Source organism: Hyphobacterium lacteum (genome assembly GCF_036330345.1).
In the GTDB taxonomy this organism is placed as follows: Bacteria; Pseudomonadota; Alphaproteobacteria; order Caulobacterales; family Maricaulaceae; genus Hyphobacterium; species Hyphobacterium lacteum.
Map to the genome: position 1 here is coordinate 83607 of NZ_JAZDRP010000008.1, position 18757 is coordinate 102363.

General features: G+C 60.4%; 19 protein-coding genes and 1 tRNA gene. 12 read left to right on the plus strand and 8 right to left on the minus strand.

Annotated features, from left to right (window positions below):
- Positions 1 to 3 precede the first annotated feature (3 nt).
- Together V0U79_RS11985 and V0U79_RS11990 are read right to left on the minus strand one after the other, a co-directional pair.
- Positions 4 to 1026, minus strand: coding sequence for an extracellular solute-binding protein (locus tag V0U79_RS11985; RefSeq protein WP_330199754.1), 1023 nt, complete (start codon positions 1024 to 1026; stop codon positions 4 to 6).
- A gap of 138 nt (positions 1027 to 1164) precedes the next feature.
- Positions 1165 to 1239 (minus strand) — tRNA-Val (locus V0U79_RS11990).
- A gap of 254 nt (positions 1240 to 1493) precedes the next feature.
- On the opposite strand from V0U79_RS11990, the gene V0U79_RS11995 reads away from it, so the two are divergent.
- Positions 1494 to 1745 carry a phosphoglycolate phosphatase gene (locus V0U79_RS11995; protein ID WP_330199755.1) on the plus strand — a complete coding sequence of 84 codons (252 nt, stop codon included), beginning with the start codon at positions 1494 to 1496 and terminating at the stop codon, positions 1743 to 1745.
- Here V0U79_RS11995 and V0U79_RS12000 read toward each other — a convergent pair.
- A complete protein-coding gene (locus V0U79_RS12000; RefSeq protein WP_330199756.1) occupies positions 1742 to 2422 on the minus strand; it encodes an HAD-IA family hydrolase in 681 nt (226 codons plus the stop codon). The two genes, V0U79_RS11995 and V0U79_RS12000, sit on opposite strands and share 4 nt — an antisense overlap.
- Positions 2423 to 2532: 110 nt before the next feature.
- Between V0U79_RS12000 and glmU the strand changes: the two genes are divergently transcribed.
- The 6 genes from glmU to V0U79_RS12030 are packed head-to-tail and all read left to right on the plus strand — an operon-like array spanning position 2533 to position 9273.
- Positions 2533 to 3879: a bifunctional UDP-N-acetylglucosamine diphosphorylase/glucosamine-1-phosphate N-acetyltransferase GlmU gene (gene glmU / locus V0U79_RS12005; RefSeq protein WP_373696472.1), complete on the plus strand. Its 1347-nt coding sequence runs from the start codon at positions 2533 to 2535 to the stop codon at positions 3877 to 3879.
- A gap of 3 nt (positions 3880 to 3882) precedes the next feature.
- On the plus strand, positions 3883 to 5352 hold the full coding sequence (locus V0U79_RS12010; RefSeq protein ID WP_330199758.1) for an NAD-dependent succinate-semialdehyde dehydrogenase: 1470 nt from the start codon (positions 3883 to 3885) through the stop codon (positions 5350 to 5352).
- Positions 5349 to 6050 carry a ribose-5-phosphate isomerase RpiA gene (gene rpiA, locus V0U79_RS12015; protein WP_330199759.1) on the plus strand — a complete coding sequence of 234 codons (702 nt, stop codon included), beginning with the start codon at positions 5349 to 5351 and terminating at the stop codon, positions 6048 to 6050. Before V0U79_RS12010 ends, rpiA begins: the two co-directional genes overlap by 4 nt.
- The gene (locus tag V0U79_RS12020; RefSeq protein ID WP_330199760.1) at positions 6051 to 6524 is read left to right on the plus strand and encodes a DUF2059 domain-containing protein; all 474 of its coding nucleotides are present in this window, start codon (positions 6051 to 6053) and stop codon (positions 6522 to 6524) included.
- Positions 6525 to 6535: 11 nt separating this feature from the next.
- Positions 6536 to 7912: a glutathione-disulfide reductase gene (gor, locus tag V0U79_RS12025; RefSeq protein ID WP_330199761.1), complete on the plus strand. Its 1377-nt coding sequence runs from the start codon at positions 6536 to 6538 to the stop codon at positions 7910 to 7912.
- The gene (locus V0U79_RS12030; protein WP_330199762.1) at positions 7888 to 9273 is read left to right on the plus strand and encodes a class II 3-deoxy-7-phosphoheptulonate synthase; all 1386 of its coding nucleotides are present in this window, start codon (positions 7888 to 7890) and stop codon (positions 9271 to 9273) included. Before gor ends, V0U79_RS12030 begins: the two co-directional genes overlap by 25 nt.
- Here the strand turns inward: V0U79_RS12030 and V0U79_RS12035 are convergent.
- Positions 9270 to 10271 (minus strand): LysM peptidoglycan-binding domain-containing protein, encoded by a 1002-nt coding sequence (locus tag V0U79_RS12035; protein WP_330199763.1) that lies wholly within the window; start codon positions 10269 to 10271, stop codon positions 9270 to 9272. The genes V0U79_RS12030 and V0U79_RS12035 overlap by 4 nt on opposite strands.
- Before the next feature lie 100 nt (positions 10272 to 10371).
- Here V0U79_RS12035 and V0U79_RS12040 point away from each other — a divergent pair, with 100 nt between their 5' ends.
- Complete coding sequence (locus V0U79_RS12040; protein WP_330199764.1) at positions 10372 to 10917, plus strand: LOG family protein; 546 nt, start codon at positions 10372 to 10374, stop codon at positions 10915 to 10917.
- Here V0U79_RS12040 and gltX read toward each other — a convergent pair.
- The 3 genes from gltX to V0U79_RS12055 form a co-directional block, all read right to left on the minus strand.
- Positions 10914 to 12242 carry a glutamate--tRNA ligase gene (gene gltX, locus V0U79_RS12045; protein WP_330199765.1) on the minus strand — a complete coding sequence of 443 codons (1329 nt, stop codon included), beginning with the start codon at positions 12240 to 12242 and terminating at the stop codon, positions 10914 to 10916. The two genes, V0U79_RS12040 and gltX, sit on opposite strands and share 4 nt — an antisense overlap.
- Positions 12243 to 12319: 77 nt before the next feature.
- Positions 12320 to 13963, minus strand: coding sequence for an NAD+ synthase (locus V0U79_RS12050; RefSeq protein WP_330199766.1), 1644 nt, complete (start codon positions 13961 to 13963; stop codon positions 12320 to 12322).
- 43 nt (positions 13964 to 14006) lie between these two features.
- Complete coding sequence (locus tag V0U79_RS12055) at positions 14007 to 14930, minus strand: Gfo/Idh/MocA family protein (protein ID WP_330199767.1); 924 nt, start codon at positions 14928 to 14930, stop codon at positions 14007 to 14009.
- A gap of 138 nt (positions 14931 to 15068) precedes the next feature.
- Between V0U79_RS12055 and V0U79_RS12060 the strand changes: the two genes are divergently transcribed.
- The 3 genes from V0U79_RS12060 (at position 15069) to V0U79_RS12070 (ending at position 18023) form a co-directional block, all read left to right on the plus strand.
- Positions 15069 to 15950: a hypothetical protein gene (locus V0U79_RS12060; protein WP_330199768.1), complete on the plus strand. Its 882-nt coding sequence runs from the start codon at positions 15069 to 15071 to the stop codon at positions 15948 to 15950.
- Positions 15947 to 16942 (plus strand): NADP-dependent oxidoreductase, encoded by a 996-nt coding sequence (locus V0U79_RS12065; RefSeq protein ID WP_330199769.1) that lies wholly within the window; start codon positions 15947 to 15949, stop codon positions 16940 to 16942. Before V0U79_RS12060 ends, V0U79_RS12065 begins: the two co-directional genes overlap by 4 nt.
- 88 nt (positions 16943 to 17030) lie before the next feature.
- On the plus strand, positions 17031 to 18023 hold the full coding sequence (locus V0U79_RS12070) for a DUF2268 domain-containing putative Zn-dependent protease (protein WP_330199770.1): 993 nt from the start codon (positions 17031 to 17033) through the stop codon (positions 18021 to 18023).
- On the opposite strand, the gene V0U79_RS12075 is transcribed toward V0U79_RS12070, so the two are convergent.
- Positions 18020 to 18214 carry a hypothetical protein gene (locus tag V0U79_RS12075; protein ID WP_330199771.1) on the minus strand — a complete coding sequence of 65 codons (195 nt, stop codon included), beginning with the start codon at positions 18212 to 18214 and terminating at the stop codon, positions 18020 to 18022. The genes V0U79_RS12070 and V0U79_RS12075 overlap by 4 nt on opposite strands.
- A 206-nt stretch (positions 18215 to 18420) precedes the next feature.
- Between V0U79_RS12075 and V0U79_RS12080 the strand changes: the two genes are divergently transcribed.
- Entirely contained in the window at positions 18421 to 18687 is a 267-nt protein-coding gene (locus V0U79_RS12080) for an HU family DNA-binding protein (RefSeq protein ID WP_330199772.1), read from the plus strand.
- The last annotated feature ends 70 nt before the right edge of the window (positions 18688 to 18757 follow it).

The window sequence follows — 18757 nt, forward strand, 5'->3', positions numbered from 1 at the left end:
GGCTCAGGGCCAACCGACGCGGTCGAAAACACGGCGCGCTGTCTCGGCATTATCACCCAGCTCCGAAATGTTCAGCGTATCGGCCTCGAAGCCGTCGAAAGCTCTGAGGTCGGCATTGTCGTAGGCCGCACCCGTAACGGCCGGAAACTCGTTGGCAATTTCAGCGTAGGCGCGCTGGGCTTCGGGGCTGAACAGGAAACGCACGAAAGCTTCCGCATTTTCTCCGTGTGGAGCGTTGGCAGCGATACCGACACCGGAAATATTCACATGCGTTCCCGTGTTGCCGGACGGGAAGATCAAGCCGATCCGGTCGGTCAGCTCAACGGTGGCCGGGTCGCCGGAATGAGCCAGGCGCAGATAATAGTAATGGTTGACGACGGCGATGTCGCATTCACCGGCTCCGATCGCGCGGATCTGGTCGGTGTCGCCCCCCTGCGGGGCACGAGCAAAATTAGCGACAACACTTCTGGCCCAGGCTTCGCCAGCTTGTTCGCCATGGTGTGCAATGATCGAAGCCAGCAGCGACTGGTTATAGGCATTGTCGGACGAGCGGATGCAGATCTGGCCCTGCCAGCGGGGGTCGGCCAGGTCGAGATAGGAGCTGATTTCGGACGGATCGACGGTTTCACGGTTGTAAGCAATCACGCGGGTACGCAGCGCGAATCCAGCCCAATATCCGTCGGGGTCAATGACGTGCGCCTGGACACCGTCAGCGAGGGCGGAAAAATCGGTTTGTGCAAAAAGCCCGGCCTCTTCGGCGCGTTGCAGCCGGGAGGCATCGACCGTGATGACCACATCTGCCGGGCTGCGCTCACCATCGGTCCGGATCCGCTCGATCAACAGATCACCGCCTGCCTCGATCAGATTGACCTCTATGCCGGTCTCAGCCGTGAAGGCATCATAGACATAGGCGTCCGAGTCATAGTGCCGGGCCGAGTAGATGTTGACGACATTGTCATCTCCACTGGATTGGTTGCAGGCTGCGGCCGTCACAGTGATTAGCGCGATGGCAAAAAGGCGGTTCATCGGGGCGCTCCGTTTGGTTCGCCGCTTCACTGACACTTTTGAGAACCTTTCGCAAGTAGCTTGTGTGCGACGGAATGACCGGCAGCTGACTTGTCCGGCTTCGGGACGGCAGCCTGATTCGCAATCGAAGGGGGGGAATGGTGGGCGATGCTGGGATTGAACCAGCGACCCCTGCCGTGTGAAGGCAGTGCTCTCCCGCTGAGCTAATCGCCCATTCCAGAGCGGCGGCGTATAGGGGCTAAAGGTATTTGAGGTCAAGCGTCGCCCGCAATCGCATGGCTGGATTCTAAATTTTCGAAAATTTTTTTGGATCACGCCTTGACCTGACGTCATGAACTCGTCATAGAGCGCGCCAGCCTGTTAACAGGTGGTGTTGGAAACGTGGTCATCGATGATCGGTTTCCTACTTTCCAAGAGGGGAGCGCACGTAACCCAGGCGGAATGAACCGCCGGTTCGGAGTATCGCTATGAGCAATGACCTCTGCACGCCGGAAGGCGCGCGTCGACTGAAGCAACGGATTGAAGCCTACTGGGCAGACCGTGGCTATGATGTGAATATTGAACTTGTTGATGCCGGTTTCATGCCGGCCATGCGGTCCGCACGGACCGATGTCCGCTCGAACATGGTCAATGGCATGCCGCGCCGTCAGAGCGCTGCAAATGATACGGCCCCCAGCCGTACCGCCAATGATCGTCTGCCGGAGCTGCGCTCGGCCTAAGACCGGCCCTGCCAGAGCTCTGCCAGCTTATCGGGCAAGCTTTCAAAGCTATCGAGAACCGCATCAGCGCCCAAAGCCTGATGCGGTATCTCGCTGTATCCGTGAGTCAGGATGACACACGGAATTCCGGCTGCCTTGGCGCAAGCCGAATCGGTGATCGAATCTCCAATCAGCGCGAGATTTGGCCCGGCATCCCCGACCGCACTCCAGAAATGCGCGGCGTCCGGCTTTTTGGCGGATGTCCGGTCCGGTCCGATGACGCGTTCGAAGCGGTGCGTCATGCCCAGCGCATCAAGCAGCGCATCGGCCAGAACGCTGGGCTTGTTGGTGCAGACCGAGAGCCGCGCGCCTTTTCCAGCCAGAAAATCCAGTGTTTCGATACAGCGGGGAAATGGGCTGCTGAGATTGGCTATTCCCGCCTTGTAGACGTCGATGAAACGCTGGACCTTGGTATCCACAATGTCGGGATCGAGACGCCGGTCCTGGGCACTATAGGCCCGTTCGATCAGCACCCGTGCGCCGCGTCCGACCATAATACGTACATCGGCCAGCGCGACACCCTGCAGCCCGTCCTCCGCGACGACCGCGTTCAACGCGCGGACCAGATCGGGCGCGGTATCCACCAGTGTTCCGTCGAGATCAAAGGCTATACCCGCGCCCTGGAAACAGTCCGACATGAAAGCTGATCTCCCAACCCGCAAATTCGCCAAAAGAAGCGGTCGCATCCTTGTGGGGGATGGTCTATAGCGCGGGGTCTCAATTGCAATGCGTATCCGATGAGGAGCCGTTGATGACCCAGCCCCGCGCCGCCATAATTCTCGCTGCCGGCCTTGGCACAAGGATGAAGTCCGGTCTGCCGAAATGCATGCATCAGGTGGGTGGCCGGCCAATGCTGGAATGGTCCATCGATCTCGCGCGGCAGGTCGGAGCGGAAAGCATCGTTACGGTATACGGGCAGCAATCACCGCAGATCGGGGCTCTGGGCGAGGCTAACGGAACCGCGACGGCCCTTCAGGATCCGCCGCTGGGCACCGGCCACGCCGTGCAGTCCGCGCAGGATGCGATGTCCGGTTTCGGCGGCAATGCGATTGTCCTCTATGGCGATACGCCATTGATCACCGCAGCGACGGTAGAGAAGGTTTTTACGGCCCTGGAAGACGGCGCGTCTGTTGCTGTCCTGGGATTCTCACCGGATGACCCGGCCGCTTATGGCCGTTTGGTTGTGAAAGACGGGCTCCTTGATCGCATCGTCGAGTTCAAGGATGCCAGCGAGGAAGAACGCGCCATCGGTTTCGTGAATTCCGGTGTTCTGGCAGCGCCGGCGCCGCTTTTGTTCGAGCTGCTGGGTGAAGTCACCAATGACAACGCCAATGGCGAATATTATCTGACGGATGTCGTGGGGCTGGCCCGCGCGCGTGGCCTGAAGGCTGTGGCCGTAGAGGGTGATGCGGCGGAGGTGCTGGGCGTCAATTCCCGCGTCGATCTGGCCGAAGCAGAGGCCAGCTGGCAACGCCGCCGCCGCGACGAACTAATGCGTGATGGTGTCACCATGACCGCACCGGAAACCGTCTTTGTTGCCCATGACACGCAGATCGGACCGGATGTGATTCTGGAGCCGAATGTGGTTTTCGGTCCGGGCGTTACTGTGGAGAGCGGCGCGCATATTCATGCTTTCTCGCATCTGGAAGGTTGCGTGGTTCATGGCGGAGCCGTGATCGGTCCTTACGCGCGCCTGCGGCCTGGTGCCGACATTGGCGAGGGGGCCAAGATCGGCAATTTCGTCGAGGTCAAGAAATCCACCTTCGGCAAGGGGGCGAAAGCCAACCACCTGGCCTATATCGGGGATGCGACGGTCGGCTCGAAAGCCAATATCGGTGCGGGCACCATCACCTGCAATTATGATGGATTCGGCAAGCATCAGACCCATATTGGCGAGGGAGCCTTCATCGGTTCCAATTCCTCGCTGGTGGCGCCGGTCAGCATCGGCAAAGGGGCTTATACGGGCTCCGGCGGCGTCGTGACCGATAATGTGCCCGACGATGCGCTGGCTCTGGGGCGAGCCAAGCAGGTGAACAAGGAAGGCTGGGCGGCGCGTTTTCGCGCGGCGATGGAAAAACGCAAATCGGAGAGTTGAGACATGGAATTGTCCAACCGGCTGAACGACCCGGCCTTATTCAGGACCCAATCCTATATCGGTGGCGCATGGACCGGCGGCGAGACGAGCTTTGCGGTCGATAATCCCGCCAACCGCGAGAAAATTGCTGATGTCTCTGATGTCGGCGAAGCCGGGGCGCAAGCCGCTATTGCCGCAGCGTCGGAAGCATTGAAGGTGTGGCGCAAGACGTCACCTTTCGAGCGGGCGCGCGTATTGCTGAAATGGCATCAGCTGATCCAGGATAATACCGACGATCTTGCCACTCTGATCACCGCCGAGATGGGCAAGCCCTGGCGCGAAGCCAAGGGTGAAATCGCCTATGGCGCAGGCTTTGTAGAATGGTCTGCTCATGAAGCCGCGCGGGTACATGGCGAAACGCTGCCGGTTCCGGCACCAGGTGCACGGGGATGGACGATCCGGCAGCCGGTTGGCGTCGTCTCATGTATTACGCCATGGAATTTTCCGGCCGCCATGATCACCCGCAAGGCAGCCCCGGCTCTGGCAGCCGGGTGCCCCATCGTAATCAAGCCGGCACCGGAAACGCCGCTGACGGCCCTGGCGCTGGCGGAGCTGGCTGACCGTGCCGGTTTCCCGGATGGGGTCTTCAATGTGATTTGCGGCGATGCCACGAAGCTGGGGCCAGTCATGACGGGGGCGCCCGAGGTCCGGATGATCGGTTTCACGGGGTCGACCGAAATCGGAAAGCTGCTGATGCGTCAGGCGGCTGACGGGATCAAACGCGTGGCACTGGAGCTGGGCGGGAATGCGCCCTTCATTGTCATGGATGATGCCGATCTTGACGCGGCTGCTGCCGGAGTCGCTCAGGCCAAATTCCGCTCGGGTGGGCAGACCTGCGTGTCTCCGAACCGGATCATTGTCCAGGCCAGCATTGCAGACGAGTTTGTCTCGCGCCTTGAAGCCAAGATTTCTTCAGTCAAGGCCGGTGACGGTTTCGCGGAGGATAGTGATATCGGCCCGCTGATCCATGACGAGGCTGTCGCGCGGGTTGATGCGCTGGTGAAAAAGGCGGTCGCTGGAGGAGCGCGTGTCGTGGTCGGTGGTCAGCCTTTGGCGGATGAACTGGGCGGCTCTTTCTACGCACCAACGCTGATCGATGGCGGCAATTTCGATTTGGAGATTGCGCGCAGTGAGATTTTCGGACCGGTGGCATCCGTCTATCGGGCGCAGAACGAGGACGAGATCCTTCAGCTGGCCAATGACACGCCCTATGGCCTCGCGGCCTACCTCTACACACGTGATATCGGACGTGTGCACCGGATGTCTGAAGGCCTGGATTATGGAATGATCGGCGTGAATGCGCCGATGGTCGGCTCCGCCTCGACGCCTTTTGGCGGTATGAAGCAATCGGGGATCGGGCGCGAAGGCGGAAAGTGGGGCGTGGAGGAGTTCACCGAACTCAAATATGTCCTGCTGGCAGGAGTAAACTCATGAGTGCTGCTGAACAGAAAACACACGCTGCTGCCGCCGCTCTGGAGTATGTGAGCAGCGGTATGACCGTCGGGCTGGGTTCGGGGTCTACAGCGGAAGTTTTTATCCGGCAGCTCGGTGAGCTCGTTCGTGGAGGGCTTGAAATTGTCGGCGTTCCAACTTCGGAACAGACGGCCCGGGTTGCAGAGGAAAGCGGGATTACGCTGCGCCAGATCGATCATGTGGACCGGATTCACGTCACCGTTGACGGCGCGGATGAAGTGGATGGCCGTTTCCAGCTGGTCAAGGGTGGCGGTGGTTGCCTGTTACGCGAAAAAATCATCGCTCATGCTTCGGACCTGATGGTGGTCGTCATCGACGAGACCAAGCTTAAGGGGCAGCTGGGCGAGTTTCCCTTGCCGGTGGAAGTCGATCCGTTTGCCTTCACGATTACGGCCAAGAAGATATTTGACGCATTGCGCGCCAGTGGAATTGCGCATGGTGATGTCAAGCTGCGCCGTCGCGGCGACGGTCTGGAACCCTTTGTCACGGATGGCGGCCACTACATACTGGATTGTGCCTGCACCTCGATCCCGGATGCCGCGGCCCTTTCGGATCGCTTGCTGCATATCCCCGGCGTGGTCGAGCACGGATTGTTCATAGGGCTGGCCCGCGTCATCATTGTCGGCGAAGATCACGGCGCACGTGTAATGGAGCTCTAAATGAAACTTTTCACCAGCCTCGTATTCGCCGTTTCAATGCTGGCCACTGCGCCCGCCCTTCATGCGCAGGACCGCCACCATGAACTGGCGGTGGCTGTTGTCCAGGAATCCGGCGCAGAAGAAATGATGATCGAGCTGATCGGATCCATGGGGCCGCTGTTGACCCAGTCTTTCCGCGCCAGCATTCCCGACCTCACCGAACCCGAGGGCGACCGCATCATGGAATTTTTCCTGGATGAAATCCGGGTCCTGATGCCCGAGTTCATCAACGATGTCGCTGAAATCTATGTCGAGCATTTCACCGAAGAGGAACTGGAAGACATTCTTTCCTTCTTCCGTTCATCGACAGGCCAGAAACTCAACAGCTTGCAGCCCGTGCTCTCAAGCCAGGGACAAGTTATCGGCGAGCGTCTTGGCGAGCAGGCGATGATGAATGCCATGCCGCGGATCACCGAATTGCTCGAAAACCGCTAGCGGAAACAATCGTGTCCGGATTTGATTACGACCTTTTTGTCATCGGGGCTGGCTCTGGTGGCGTAAGAGCGGCGCGCATGTCAGCCATGCGCGGGGCGCGCGTCGCCATTGCCGAAGAATATCGCGTGGGTGGAACGTGTGTCATACGCGGCTGTGTGCCCAAGAAATTTCTTGTCTATGCCTCGGCCTATGGCAAGGCCTTCAAGGAAGCAGAAGGCTATGGCTGGTCGGCTGAGAATGTCAGTCATGACTGGCCAACCCTGTGCGCCAATCTGCATGACGAAGTCGATCGGCTATCGGGCATATATGTGAAAAACCTCTCGAACTCCGGTGTCGAGATTATCCATGACCGTGCCGTGCTGGAGGACGCCAACACGGTGAGGCTCGTCAAAGAGGGTCGGACGGTCAGCGCCCGCTACATTCTTATCGCCGTCGGCGGGACGCCGGCACAGCTCGGCATCGAAGGAGAAGAACTGGCCATTACCTCGAATGAGGTTTTCCATCTCAAACAGCGGCCGGACCACGTTGTTATCCAGGGTGGCGGCTATATCGCTTGCGAGTTTGCGCAAGTCTTTGCGGGCCTCGGGTCCAAAGTCTGTCAGATCTACCGCCGCGATACAGTGCTGCGCGGTTTTGATGACGACGTTCGATCGCATGTCCATGAGGAATTGAAACGCTCCGGCGTGCGCGTCATGACACATGCCAATATCAGCCGTATCTCCGAACTGGATAATAGCCGGCGCAAGGTCGAGACCGACACCGGTGAGGAGTTGGAGGCGGATGTTGTGATCCAGGCTGTGGGCCGTGTCGCCCACACAGACGGGCTGGGGCTCGACAAGGCCGGAGTGGCAACGCGCGATAATGGTTCAATCATCGTCGATGCCTTTTCGAAGACCAATGTGGACAGCATCTATGCCGTTGGCGATGTCACCGACCGGATCAATCTGACCCCTGTCGCAATCCGCGAAGGCGCGGCGTTTGCGGCGACCGTGTTTGGAGACGAGCCGACCGCTTTCGATCATGCCGATGTTGCCAGTGCTGTTTTCACACAGCCGCCCGTGGGGAGTGTGGGTCTGAGCGAACACGCGGCGCGGCAGAAATTCGGTGATGTCGACATCTACAAGGCAACCTTCAAACCGATGAAGAATGCCTTGTCCGGGTCGGAAAGCCGCATGTTGGTGAAGCTGGTTGTGAGGCAGGATACCCAACAGGTCGTCGGAGTTCACATGGCCGGTGATGACAGTCCGGAAATCATCCAGGCGGTCGCCATCGCTGTGAAAGCCGGTTTGACGAAGGCACAGTTTGATGCGACCTGCGCGGTCCACCCGACTGTCGCGGAAGAATTGGTGACGTTGAAAGAAAAATGGACACCGCCGGAAATCTCCTGAACTGGACGCCGTCTTCCTGGCGTGATCGGCCTGCTGCCCAGCTGCCGGACTATCCCGACATGTCTGAATTGCAGCGCGTCGAGGTCGAGTTGGGTGCCAAGCCACCGCTGGTTTTCGCCGGGGAAGCGCGGCGATTGCGGCGTCAGCTGGCCGATGTGGCGGCCGGCAAGGCGTTCCTTCTTCAGGGCGGTGACTGCGCGGAAAGTTTCAAGGAGTTTTCCGCCGACAATGTTCGCGACACTTTCCGCGTGATCCTTCAGATGGCGGTAATCCTGACCTTTGCCGCCGCCAAACCTGTGGTCAAAGTCGGGCGGATTGCCGGCCAGTTCACCAAGCCGCGTTCGCAGCCGACAGAAACGATGGGCGGCATTGAGTTGCCCAGTTACCGCGGCGATAGCGTCAATGACATGGCGTTCGAGGATGCGGCGCGATTGCCGGATCCGCAGCGCCTGATCCGGGCGTATGAACAATCGGCGGCGACGATCAATCTGTTGCGGGCCTTTGCGTCAGGTGGTTATGCCGATCTTGGCAATGTGCACCGCTGGACGCTGGAATTCGTGAAGGATTCGCCCGCCAGCGACCGCTATGCGCAACTGGCGAATCGGATATCCGAGGCCCTGGCATTCATGCGCGCGTGTGGTGTTACGGGTGATGCGGCGCGCAGTCTGGAGAGCGTGGACTTCTACACCAGCCATGAGGCGCTGCACCTGCCTTTCGAAGAAGCGTTGACCAGGCGTGATTCAACCGGCGATGCTTGGCTTGCGACGTCCGCGCATATGTTGTGGATCGGCGAACGGACCCGGCAGCCGGATGGCGCCCATGTGGAGTTCATGCGCGGAATCATGAATCCGGTCGGCGTGAAGTGCGGCCCGACCATTACGCCTGACGAATTGTTCGCCCTGCTGGACGTTCTTAACCCCGAAAACGAAGCGGGACGCATCGTCCTGATCACCCGTATGGGTGCCGATAATGTCGTTCAGCGTCTGCAATCGCTCGTGCGGGCTGTTGAGGAGGCCGGACGCGCTGTTGTGTGGTCGTGTGACCCCATGCACGGAAATACAGTGAAGACCGACAGCGGCTATAAGACCCGCGATTTCGATCGTGTGCTGAAAGAGCTGGAAGGTTTCATGGCCGCTGTATCGGGCGAAGGCGGCTATCCCGGTGGCGTGCATTTCGAGATGACCGGGCAGGACGTCACCGAGTGCGTTGGCGGGGCCAAGGCGTTGACCGAAGCCGACCTGTCGAGCCGGTATCACACGCATTGCGATCCCCGCCTGAATGCGGACCAGGCGCTGGATATGGCGTTCCGGATTGCCGAGGCGCTAAGCGCCGCGCGTGACGGGAAGTCTCACGCAGCCTAGCCGCCCTGTTCCGTTTCCTGGGGCTGGTCGCCCTGGCTGGGTGTTGAGAAGACCTGTCCCGGATAGATGAGGTCCGGATCGCGAATCTGGTCGCTATTGGCCTGATAAATCACCGTATACTGCATGCCCTCGCCATAAACCCTGCGGGCAATTCGCCAGAGGCTATTTCCCGGCTGGACGATGACGCGGCCTTCGCCGAGCTGGATTTCTTCAGGAGCGACGCGTTCAAAGGGCAGCGCAATAACGGCTTCCACCTCACCATCGACCGACAGCATGTCGATCTGGAGATCGTAGACGCCCGGCGCCAGGCTTTCCGCGGCGCGCAGCGACCAGCGGCCGTCCACATCGGTCGCGGTCTGACCGACAATGGCGCCATTGGCGAAAACGCGGACCCGGCTGCCAGGCGTCGCTGTGCCGGCAAAAATCACCGCTCCGGTATCGTCATAATCCACAGTTTCCAACGAGAGCGGGCCCATGGATATGCCCGACATCGGGCCTTGACGGACCTCGCTGGGCTGGCCCGGCCGGCTGATGACAACCAGTGGAATTTCGTCACGCGACGGCGGAATGGAGACCAGCACGCTTTGTTCTGAAGCGATGATGTTTCCGGCCTCGCTTTCCATTTCCAGCGTCAGTTCAAGCGGGCCGACAGGCAGTGGCGTATCGGATTCGGAAATGATCACCACCCAATCGCCGCCGGAATCGATCGGTGTCTCGGTTATGGTTTCTGCATTCCCCAGCACGCGCAATTGCCAGCCCGGCATGCCACGGCCCGCCATGACCGCTGTCCCCGCAGGATCGATGCGCACAACGTCGAAGGTTGGTGGCGGCGTTGTAGGCAGTATCTCCGTATCAGTCGTAGGGGAGGTGTTGACGGTCTCTGCCGTATCAACCGCAGGCGGTTCCGAAGGCGTTCGCGTCAGTACGAAAACAGCGGCTGCACCGATTGCCAGTGCGCCGAGGATGGCTGCCATTATGAGGGACCGCATGGCGGTCATGCCGAAACTCCTTTTTAGCCGGTGTATCACGGCCATCGGTGGTCGCAAGCGGTGCAAACCCGCTCTATGATCTTTATGTAGATCAGAAAGGCAGGAAGAAATGGCAAAAGTGCGGTCGATCGGTGTCTTTTGCGGTTCAGCCGCAGGCCGGGATCCGGCTTACGGTGAAGCGGCTGCAGCGGCAGGCAAGGCGATTGCAGATGCCGGCGTGCGTCTGGTCTATGGCGGCGGCGATGTTGGCCTCATGGGAATTGCTGCGCAGGCCGCTCTGGATGCCAAAGGCAAGGTGCTGGGCGTGATTCCGGAATTCATGATTCGCCGTGAAGGACTTCTGGAAGAAGCCGAAACCCGCGTCGTGACCACCATGTCGATCCGCAAGAATATCCTGATCGAGGAAAGCGACGCCTTCCTGATCCTGCCGGGCGGGGTGGGCACGCTGGAAGAGATTTTTGACGTATTGTCCCGCCAGCGCCTGTCACAGCATGACAAGCCTGTGGCCTTCCTCGATGTCGAGGCTTTCTGGGACCCTTTCTTCACCCTGCTTTACCGCACCGAGAAGGAAGGCTTCACGCCGGACGGATTTCACGACCATGTCAGCGTTCACGACGATGCCGCCGAAGCCGTCGCGCGGCTGATGCAGGACTAGCCCTTCAGGCGTTCGAGAACCCGGTCCCGGCCGATCAGCGGCAGCAATTCGGACATGTCGGGGCCATGGCGCTGTCCGGTCAGGGCGAGGCGTAGTGGCAGGAAGAGATCCTTGCCCTTGCGGCCGGTCGCGGCTTTCAGCGCATTCGTCCACTCACCCCAGCTTGCGCCGGTGAGTTCGCCTGCCGGCAGGTGTTCGGCGGCCTGTGCGGCATAGCCCGCATCCTCGATCACTGTCTCGACCGGCCCGGCAATCAGGGCATGCCATTCGGTGGCATCCGACAGCTTTTCAAGGTTCGGACGAACTGCATGCCAGAAGGCTTCGCCATCATCGGCGCCCATGGCCTGCAGCCGATCTTTCACCTGGGCATAGTCCAGCTGGTGCAGGATGGCGGCATTGATGCGCTGCAGCTCGGCCGGATCGAAGCGGGCCGGTGCCCGCGAGAATTTCTCGAAGGAGAAGCCGTCGATCAGCGTCTGGATGTCGGTGAAGGCCTCGATCGGATCGGAGGTGCCGATCTTTGCCAGCAGCGACAGGATCGCCATGGCTTCAATACCTTCCTCGCGCAGATCGCTGATCGCCAGCGTGCCGAGGCGCTTGGACAGCTTGCCGCCATCAGCGCCAACGAGCAGAGCCTGATGGCCGAATTCCGGCGCTTTTCCACCCAGGGCGTGGAAGATTTCGATCTGGGCACCGGAGTTGGTGGTGTGATCCTCGCCGCGGATAATCGTGGTGATGCCGGCCTCGATATCGTCCACCACGCTGGGCAATGTGTAGAGATACGAACCGTCCTCGCGGATCAGGATCGGGTCCGACAGGGATGCCGTATCGATTGTAGTCTCGCCGCGGACAAGATCATTCCAGCTCACCGGATTGCCCGACAGTTTGAAACGCCAGTGCGGCTTGCGGCCTTCAGCCTCGTATGCGGCCTTCTGGGCTTCGGTCAGGTCCAGCGCGGCGCGGTCATAGACCGGCGGCTTGCCCTGGGCGCGCTGGATCTTGCGCTTGCGGTCCAGCTCGTCCTCGGTCTCATAGGCCGGATAGAGCAGGCCCATGGCTTTCAGCTTTTCTGCCGCGGCATCATAGGAAGCAAAACGGTCCGACTGGCTGAAGGTCTCGTCCCAGTTCAGCCCCAGCCATTCCAGATCGCGCCGGATCCCGTCCTCATATGCCTTTGTGGAGCGCTCCAGATCGGTGTCGTCGATCCGCAGCACGACGATGCCGCCGGTCTGTCGCGCATACAGCACATTGGTCAGCGCGGTGCGGACATTGCCGACATGCAGCTTGCCGGTCGGGCTCGGGGCGAAACGGACTTTGGTGGTCATGGGTAAAAGCCTGCTGATATGCGAGCGCGCGGCTTACCGCTGATGCGCGTTTCCGGCAAGGGGAAGGGGCGGTTGGGCTACTTCACCGAGCGAAACTTGTTCGTAATCGGATAGCGGCGGTCGCGGCCGAAATTCTTGCGGCCGATCTTCACCCCCGGCGGGGCCTGGCGGCGCTTGTATTCGGCGCGGTAGAGCATGTTCTCGATGCGGGCGATCAGCGCCGGATCATGGCCCTGCGAGGCCAGTTCGCGCGGGCCCTGTTCGTTTTCCACCAGGCCGGTGAGGATGGCATCCAGCACATCATATTCGGGTAGCGAGTCCTGGTCGGTCTGGTCGGCGCGCAATTCCGCCGACGGCGCCTTGGTGATGATCCGCTCCGGAATGACTTCGCCGGCCGGCGCAAGCCCGGGCGAGACGCTCTGCTGATTGCGCCAGCGGGCGAGCTCGTAGACCTCGGTCTTGTAGATGTCCTTGAGCGCGTTATAGCCGCCATTCATGTCGCCATAGAGGGTGGCGTATCCGACCGCCATTTCCGACTTGTTGCCGGTGGACAGAACCATTGGCCCGAACTTGTTGGACAGCGCCATCAGCACCACGCCGCGCATGCGCGACTGGATGTTTTCCTCGGTCGTGTCGGGTTCGCGGCCCTTGAACGTGTTGGCGAGAATGCCGCCCACTGCCTCGATGGCCGGTTCGACATCGATTATGTCGTATTTCACGCCGAGCGCCTCGGCGCAGGCTTTCGCGTCTTCGAGGCTGTGACCGGACGTGTATTTCGACGGCATCATCACCGCCCAGACGCGGTCCGGGCCGAGCGCGTCCGCCGCCATCGCGGCCGAGATCGCCGAGTCGATGCCGCCCGACATGCCCAGCACAACGCCGGGAAAGCCGTTCTTGTTCACATAATCACCGAGCGCCAGACAGGCCGCTTTCCAGTCAGCTTCCAAGCCGGTGAGCAGCGGGGCTTTCGTCTCACTCGAACCGCGCCAGCCGTCTGCGGTTTTTTCCCAGTCCGAATATCCGATCGCTTCCTCGAAGGCGGGCAGGCGGAGAATTTCGCTACCGTCGGGATCCCAGGCAAAGGAACCGCCATCGAAGACCAGCTCGTCCTGTCCACCGACCTCGTTGACGAAGACTAGCGGCACGCCGAGATCGGTCCATTTTAAAAAGGCGGAATTGCGCTCGGCCTCGATCGAGCGGCGCCAGGGCGAGCCATTGATCGAGATGAAAAACTCCGCGCCCGCTGCGGCAAGGGCGCGTGGCGCGGTTTCCAGCCAGATATCCTCGCAGATCGGCAGGCCGAGGCTGATACCGCGCCAGTGCACCGGCTGTGGCACCGGGCCTGAGGCGAAGACGCGCTTTTCATCGAACACGGCGTAATTCGGCAGATCGTGTTTGAAGCGGACGGCCTCGATCCCTCCATCGATCAGGACGACAGCATTGTAGAGCTTTCCCTCTTCGCGCCAGGGTGTACCGATCAGCGTGGCGATACCGTCTTCCTTCGCGAAGGTCTCGATGGCTTCGAGGCAGGCGGAGACGGCCGCCGGCTTCAATACGAGATCCTCGGGCGGATAACCCAGAATGAAGAGCTCGGGGAAGACGATGAGATCGGCGCCCTCGGCAGCCGCCAGTGAACGCGCGCGGCGGGCCTTTTCCAGATTGCCGGAAATATCGCCAACCGTGGGGTTCAGCTGGGCGGAAGCAATACGCAGCTTGTCCATAGGCGCGATCTAGACCCGGTCGCAGGCCGGTTCAAGCGGGAAGTCAGACGCCAGCCGCGCGATCGATTTCACGGGCCACAGCCAGCGCCGCCAGACCGGCTTCGGCCGGAACCGCGACGGGCGTTCCATCCAGCACGGATTCAATGAAGGCATTGACGTTTGCGCCGAGGGAATCCTTGGCTTTCGGGTCGTCGGCGAAATCCGGATTGAGATCGTAGCCCGTCTCGTTGATGAAGGTCTTGGCAACAAAGTCGACTTCCAGGAAACCGCTGTCAAAATCGATACGCATGACCCTATCTAGGGCTTCGGCGGCGCGGCTGGATTCCAGATGTGCTTCGAAACTGTCAGCGAAGGTCAGCTGCGCTTCGGCGGCATCGGGAAGGTCGGTAAAAATCTTGCGGGCGCTGGCTTCAAGCCCGGTCATCGGAGCCTGCGCCAGCGCCATGACCAGATCCAGATCATGGATCATCAGATCGACCGTCACCGAGACATCCAGATTGCGGGCCGAACGCAGTCCCATCCGCCGGGCGGCAATGCGGCGTGGCGCATCCTTGATGTCGAAGACGCCCATGGCGTTGAAGACAAAGCGTTCCTGATGACCGACCTGCAGAACGAGATCACGGGACCGGGCAATGGAAATCAGTTCCTCGCCGCGTGCGGCCGTATCAGCCAGCGGCTTCTCGACAAGTACATGGCGTCCGGCAGAAAGAGCGGCCTTCACGCCGTCATAATGCGCCATGGCCGGGCTGGCGACGGTGACAGCGTCACACGCCTCGATCAGGGCTGACATGTCGGTGTAGGCCTGCGTTCCCAGCTCTTGCGCGAGGGCTCCAGCCCGCTCGGCATTGACGTCGAATACGCCGATCAGTTGCGCGCGCCCCGAGCCTGCATACTTGCGGGCATGGTGACCGCCGAAGACGCCGGCACCGATCACTCCGGCTTTGAGTTGGGTATCGTGAATGGCCATCCGCGGTCACTAGCAGCGTGGTCGTTACCGGCAAGAAAACGCTGCAGCACCCGGCTTCAAGAATTGTTGCCGAGTTTCCGGGTTTCATGCCTTGCGGGAATCGCTTGCGACACTACCTTGTCCGCCGGGAGGGACGCGATGAGCGATCCGGACAAGCCAGAGGATGTGCGCCCGTCGCGCGGTGATATCGATGATGTGGCGGATGCCGCGATCGGTGTCGATACGCGGATATTCCAGACCATAGTCGATACATTTCTGCATACACCGCGCGTGGTGGCGGCGGCTTATGCCGGTGACCGCCACACCTATGTACCGATCATCCGGCTGTTCCTGGTCCTATTCGGGCTGCAATTCGCACTGATGGCGTTCGCCAACTTGCCGGTTGGCCTGACGCTGGCCTCCCTCGAAAGGTCAGGCGAGACGTCGGAAAACATTGCGGCCTGGCTGGAAGCGGGGCCGCAGTGCCAGGCGCAACTCGCCCCGCTGGATCCGCAGGCCGAAAGTTATGCTGCAGCCCGCGCGGATGTCTTGCAGAGCTGCCGGACCGATGTTGAATCGACGCTTCAAACGCTGGCATCCTATACGTCAGCGCCCCTGGTCTTCATATCGACCCTGCCGTTTCTGATATTGCTGAAACTCTTCGCCTGGCGGCGTTCGGTATTCGGACATCTGCTGGCCTACCTTGCGGCCACCAATGCATCCTATCTTTTGGTGTTGCCGTTTTATGCTGCCGCGATATTCATCCCCAGTCCGGCATTGCTCTGGTCGGGCATGGCCGTCTCGACATTCTGGTATTTCGTTGCCATGGCGCGGCTGCTTTATCGTTTTTACTCGCAAAACCGTACGGTCGTTGCTTTTCAGCTCCTGGCCCAGCTGGCCATGGTTCCCGTCATTTTCCTTATCGTTTCCATTGCCCAGCTGGTGTTTGTGCATCTGGCGCTGGGCGCCTTCCACGACCTTTCCATTCTCGAACTGATGGCAACCAATGCCGGTTCCAATATTGAGGTGACTACGTCATGAAATCCCGTGAAATCCATCTGACCGCCTATCCCAAGGGTGAGCCGACAAAAGACAATTTCGAAATGGCCGAAATTGATATCCGTGAGCCGGGGGAAGGCGAGGTGCGGGTGGTCAATAAATGGCTGTCGGTCGATCCCTATATGCGCGGCCGGATGAGCGGCATCCGGACGTATATCGATCCCTTCGCGCTGGGCGCGGCCATGGACGGTGGCGCTGTCGGTCAGGTGGAAAGCTCCAACCATCCTGATTTCGCGCCGGGCGACTGGGTGATGTCCATGCATGGCTGGCGTGAGGCCTATGTGACCAACGGCAAGGGTTTGCAAAAGCTGGATACCACCCATATCGCGCCTGAAGACTATCTGGGTATTGCCGGCCTGACGGGCATGACCGCCTATGTCGGCATCAAGCGCTGCATTGACCTGAAGGCAGGCGAGACCTTGTGGATGTCGGCAGGGGCTGGCGCCGTCGGATCTGCCGGTATCCAGTTTGCCAAGGCGATGGGTTGCAAGGTGGTTGCGACAGCCGGCGGCCCGGACAAGGTCGATTATTGTCTGTCGATCGGTGCGGACGCAGCGGTCGACTACAAGGCGACCGACAATCTGGCGAAATCGGTTCGCGAGGCGATCGGTGGCGGTGTTGACGGGTATTTTGAGAATGTCGGCGGTACGCACTGGACGGCGGCGATGGAAGTGCTGAAGCCCAAGGGGAGAATCGCGGCCTGCGGCATGATCCAGCGGTATAATGACGCGACAGCCCAGCCACTGCCTGACAATCTGGCCAATATCGTTGCCAAGTCGCTGCGGATCCAGGGCTTCATCGTCTCGGATCATTTCGACATGATGCCTGATTTCATCGCCGATCTCGGCCAATGGATGGCCGCGGGCAAGGTCAGGCCACGCAATACCGTCAAGGAGGGCATTGCCAACATGCCAGCGGCTTTCCTTGGCCTGTTTAGAGGTGAAAATACCGGAAAGATGCTGGTTAAGCTCTAGACCCCGGGGTCACCAACTGCATCCACAGGCGTCTCCTCGCGCATCACTGTTCCGGTCGAAGAAGAACGGATTGAGCGAGGAGATCGTCGTGAAAAGCAAATTGCTGGCAATTTTTCTGTCCGGTTCGATGGCGCCAATGGCGCTAGCTGATCCGGAATTCCATTTCGATGACCTTCAGCGTTTCGGCGAGGCGCTTGAAGCGATCGAAACCGGGGCCGACCCGCTGGCGTCGGTTGAGAACTATTTCAACAATGGTTCACCGGCACTGCACGGCTTTGCCGGCCGGTATCAAACAACAGCGGAGTCCATAACAGAGGAATTGCTGGAGCGTCCGATCTACTACGGCACGCTGCCATCCCTCGAACAATATGTCCGCGAGCGGGAAGGCCCGATCTCTTCGGCGCTGGAGCGATTGCAGGACATGGCGCCGGCCGGCCAACTGGCACCGGTCTACTTCATGGTTGCCGATCAACGTGCTGGCGGCACGCCGGTTATGGCGCAGGGTGATGATGGCCCGTTCATCGCGATCGCTGTCGCCGTGGATGTCATCGCGGTCTCTCCAGACACGGATATGAGCGAGTTCCCGAACGGGACCGGGGGGCGGGCGCGGGTCGAGGATCTGCCGCAGGTCGCCGTTCATGAAAACGCACACGTTTTGCAGCTCGCCTCTCAGGGAGGGCTCGGGAATTACCGGTCCATCTACTCACCGGATACGGGCAGCATGCTGGCCGTCGCCGTTCGGGAAGGCTGTGCCGAATATCTGACCTATCTGGCCTCCGGCTGGCGGCTGGGCGACCGGCATGTCTATGGTGAGGCGAACGAACAGGCGCTCTGGTCGGCTTTCCAGGAAATCGCCGACGAGCCGCCTTTCTCGGTGCCGGGCTGGTTCGGCGGGAGTCATCCCGAGCATGCGGACTGGCCTTCGCAGATCGGATACTGGGTCGGATTCAGGATCTGCGAACATCATCACGCCAATGCGGATGATCCTGACGCGGCGCTCGCAGACCTTTTCACATTGTACTCGCCTGAAGATGTTCAGCCGCTGGCAGAGGCCTATGGCGCGGCGCTGGCGCGACGCTAATTCGAGCGCCGGGCGATGACACCCAGCACGTAGCCGCCGGCAATGGCGCCAGCGAGCTCTGGCCATGGACCGGTGATGCCGATCGCTTTCATCGCGGCAAAACCGGCTATGGCTGCCAGAATCGGCCCGGGAATCAGGCGAATCAAGTGCAGGGCGCGTGGGGCGCTGAAGGGTGGTTCATTGCGGGTCATGTCCCGAAATGCTGCGCAAACGGCGTGCCGGGCTGCAAAAAAGCCGGGAAAACAGCCGAAATTCCCTGCTGCACAGGCGAAATCCGGCCATTTGCCCTTGCTTTGCGCGGCGTCCGGGTCCTCAATTGCCTGGTCAACAGTTCTGTTGCGTGCGGCGGCCCTGTGCCAATGCGCCTAACACCAACTCAATCTGGGGGAGACCCGTAATGAATAAATCTGATCTCGCCAAAGCCGTTGCCGATTCCACCGGCATGTCGAAGGCTGCAGCTGGTGAAGCTGTCGACGCCACGATCGATGCGATCGTCGGCGCCGTGAAAAAGAAGGACAATGTCCAGCTCGCCGGCTTCGGTACTTTCTACGCCAAGCATCGCGAAGCGCGTCAGGTTCGCAATCCGCGCACCGGCGAGACGATGATGTCCAAGGCCAAGACGTCGGCGGCTTTCCGCCCGGCGGCGAGCCTGAAAGACATCTAGGTCTTTTTCGGTTTTCCGAAAGAGCGCCGTCCGGGGAGACCCGGGCGGCGTTTTCTTTTGTTCTGGTATT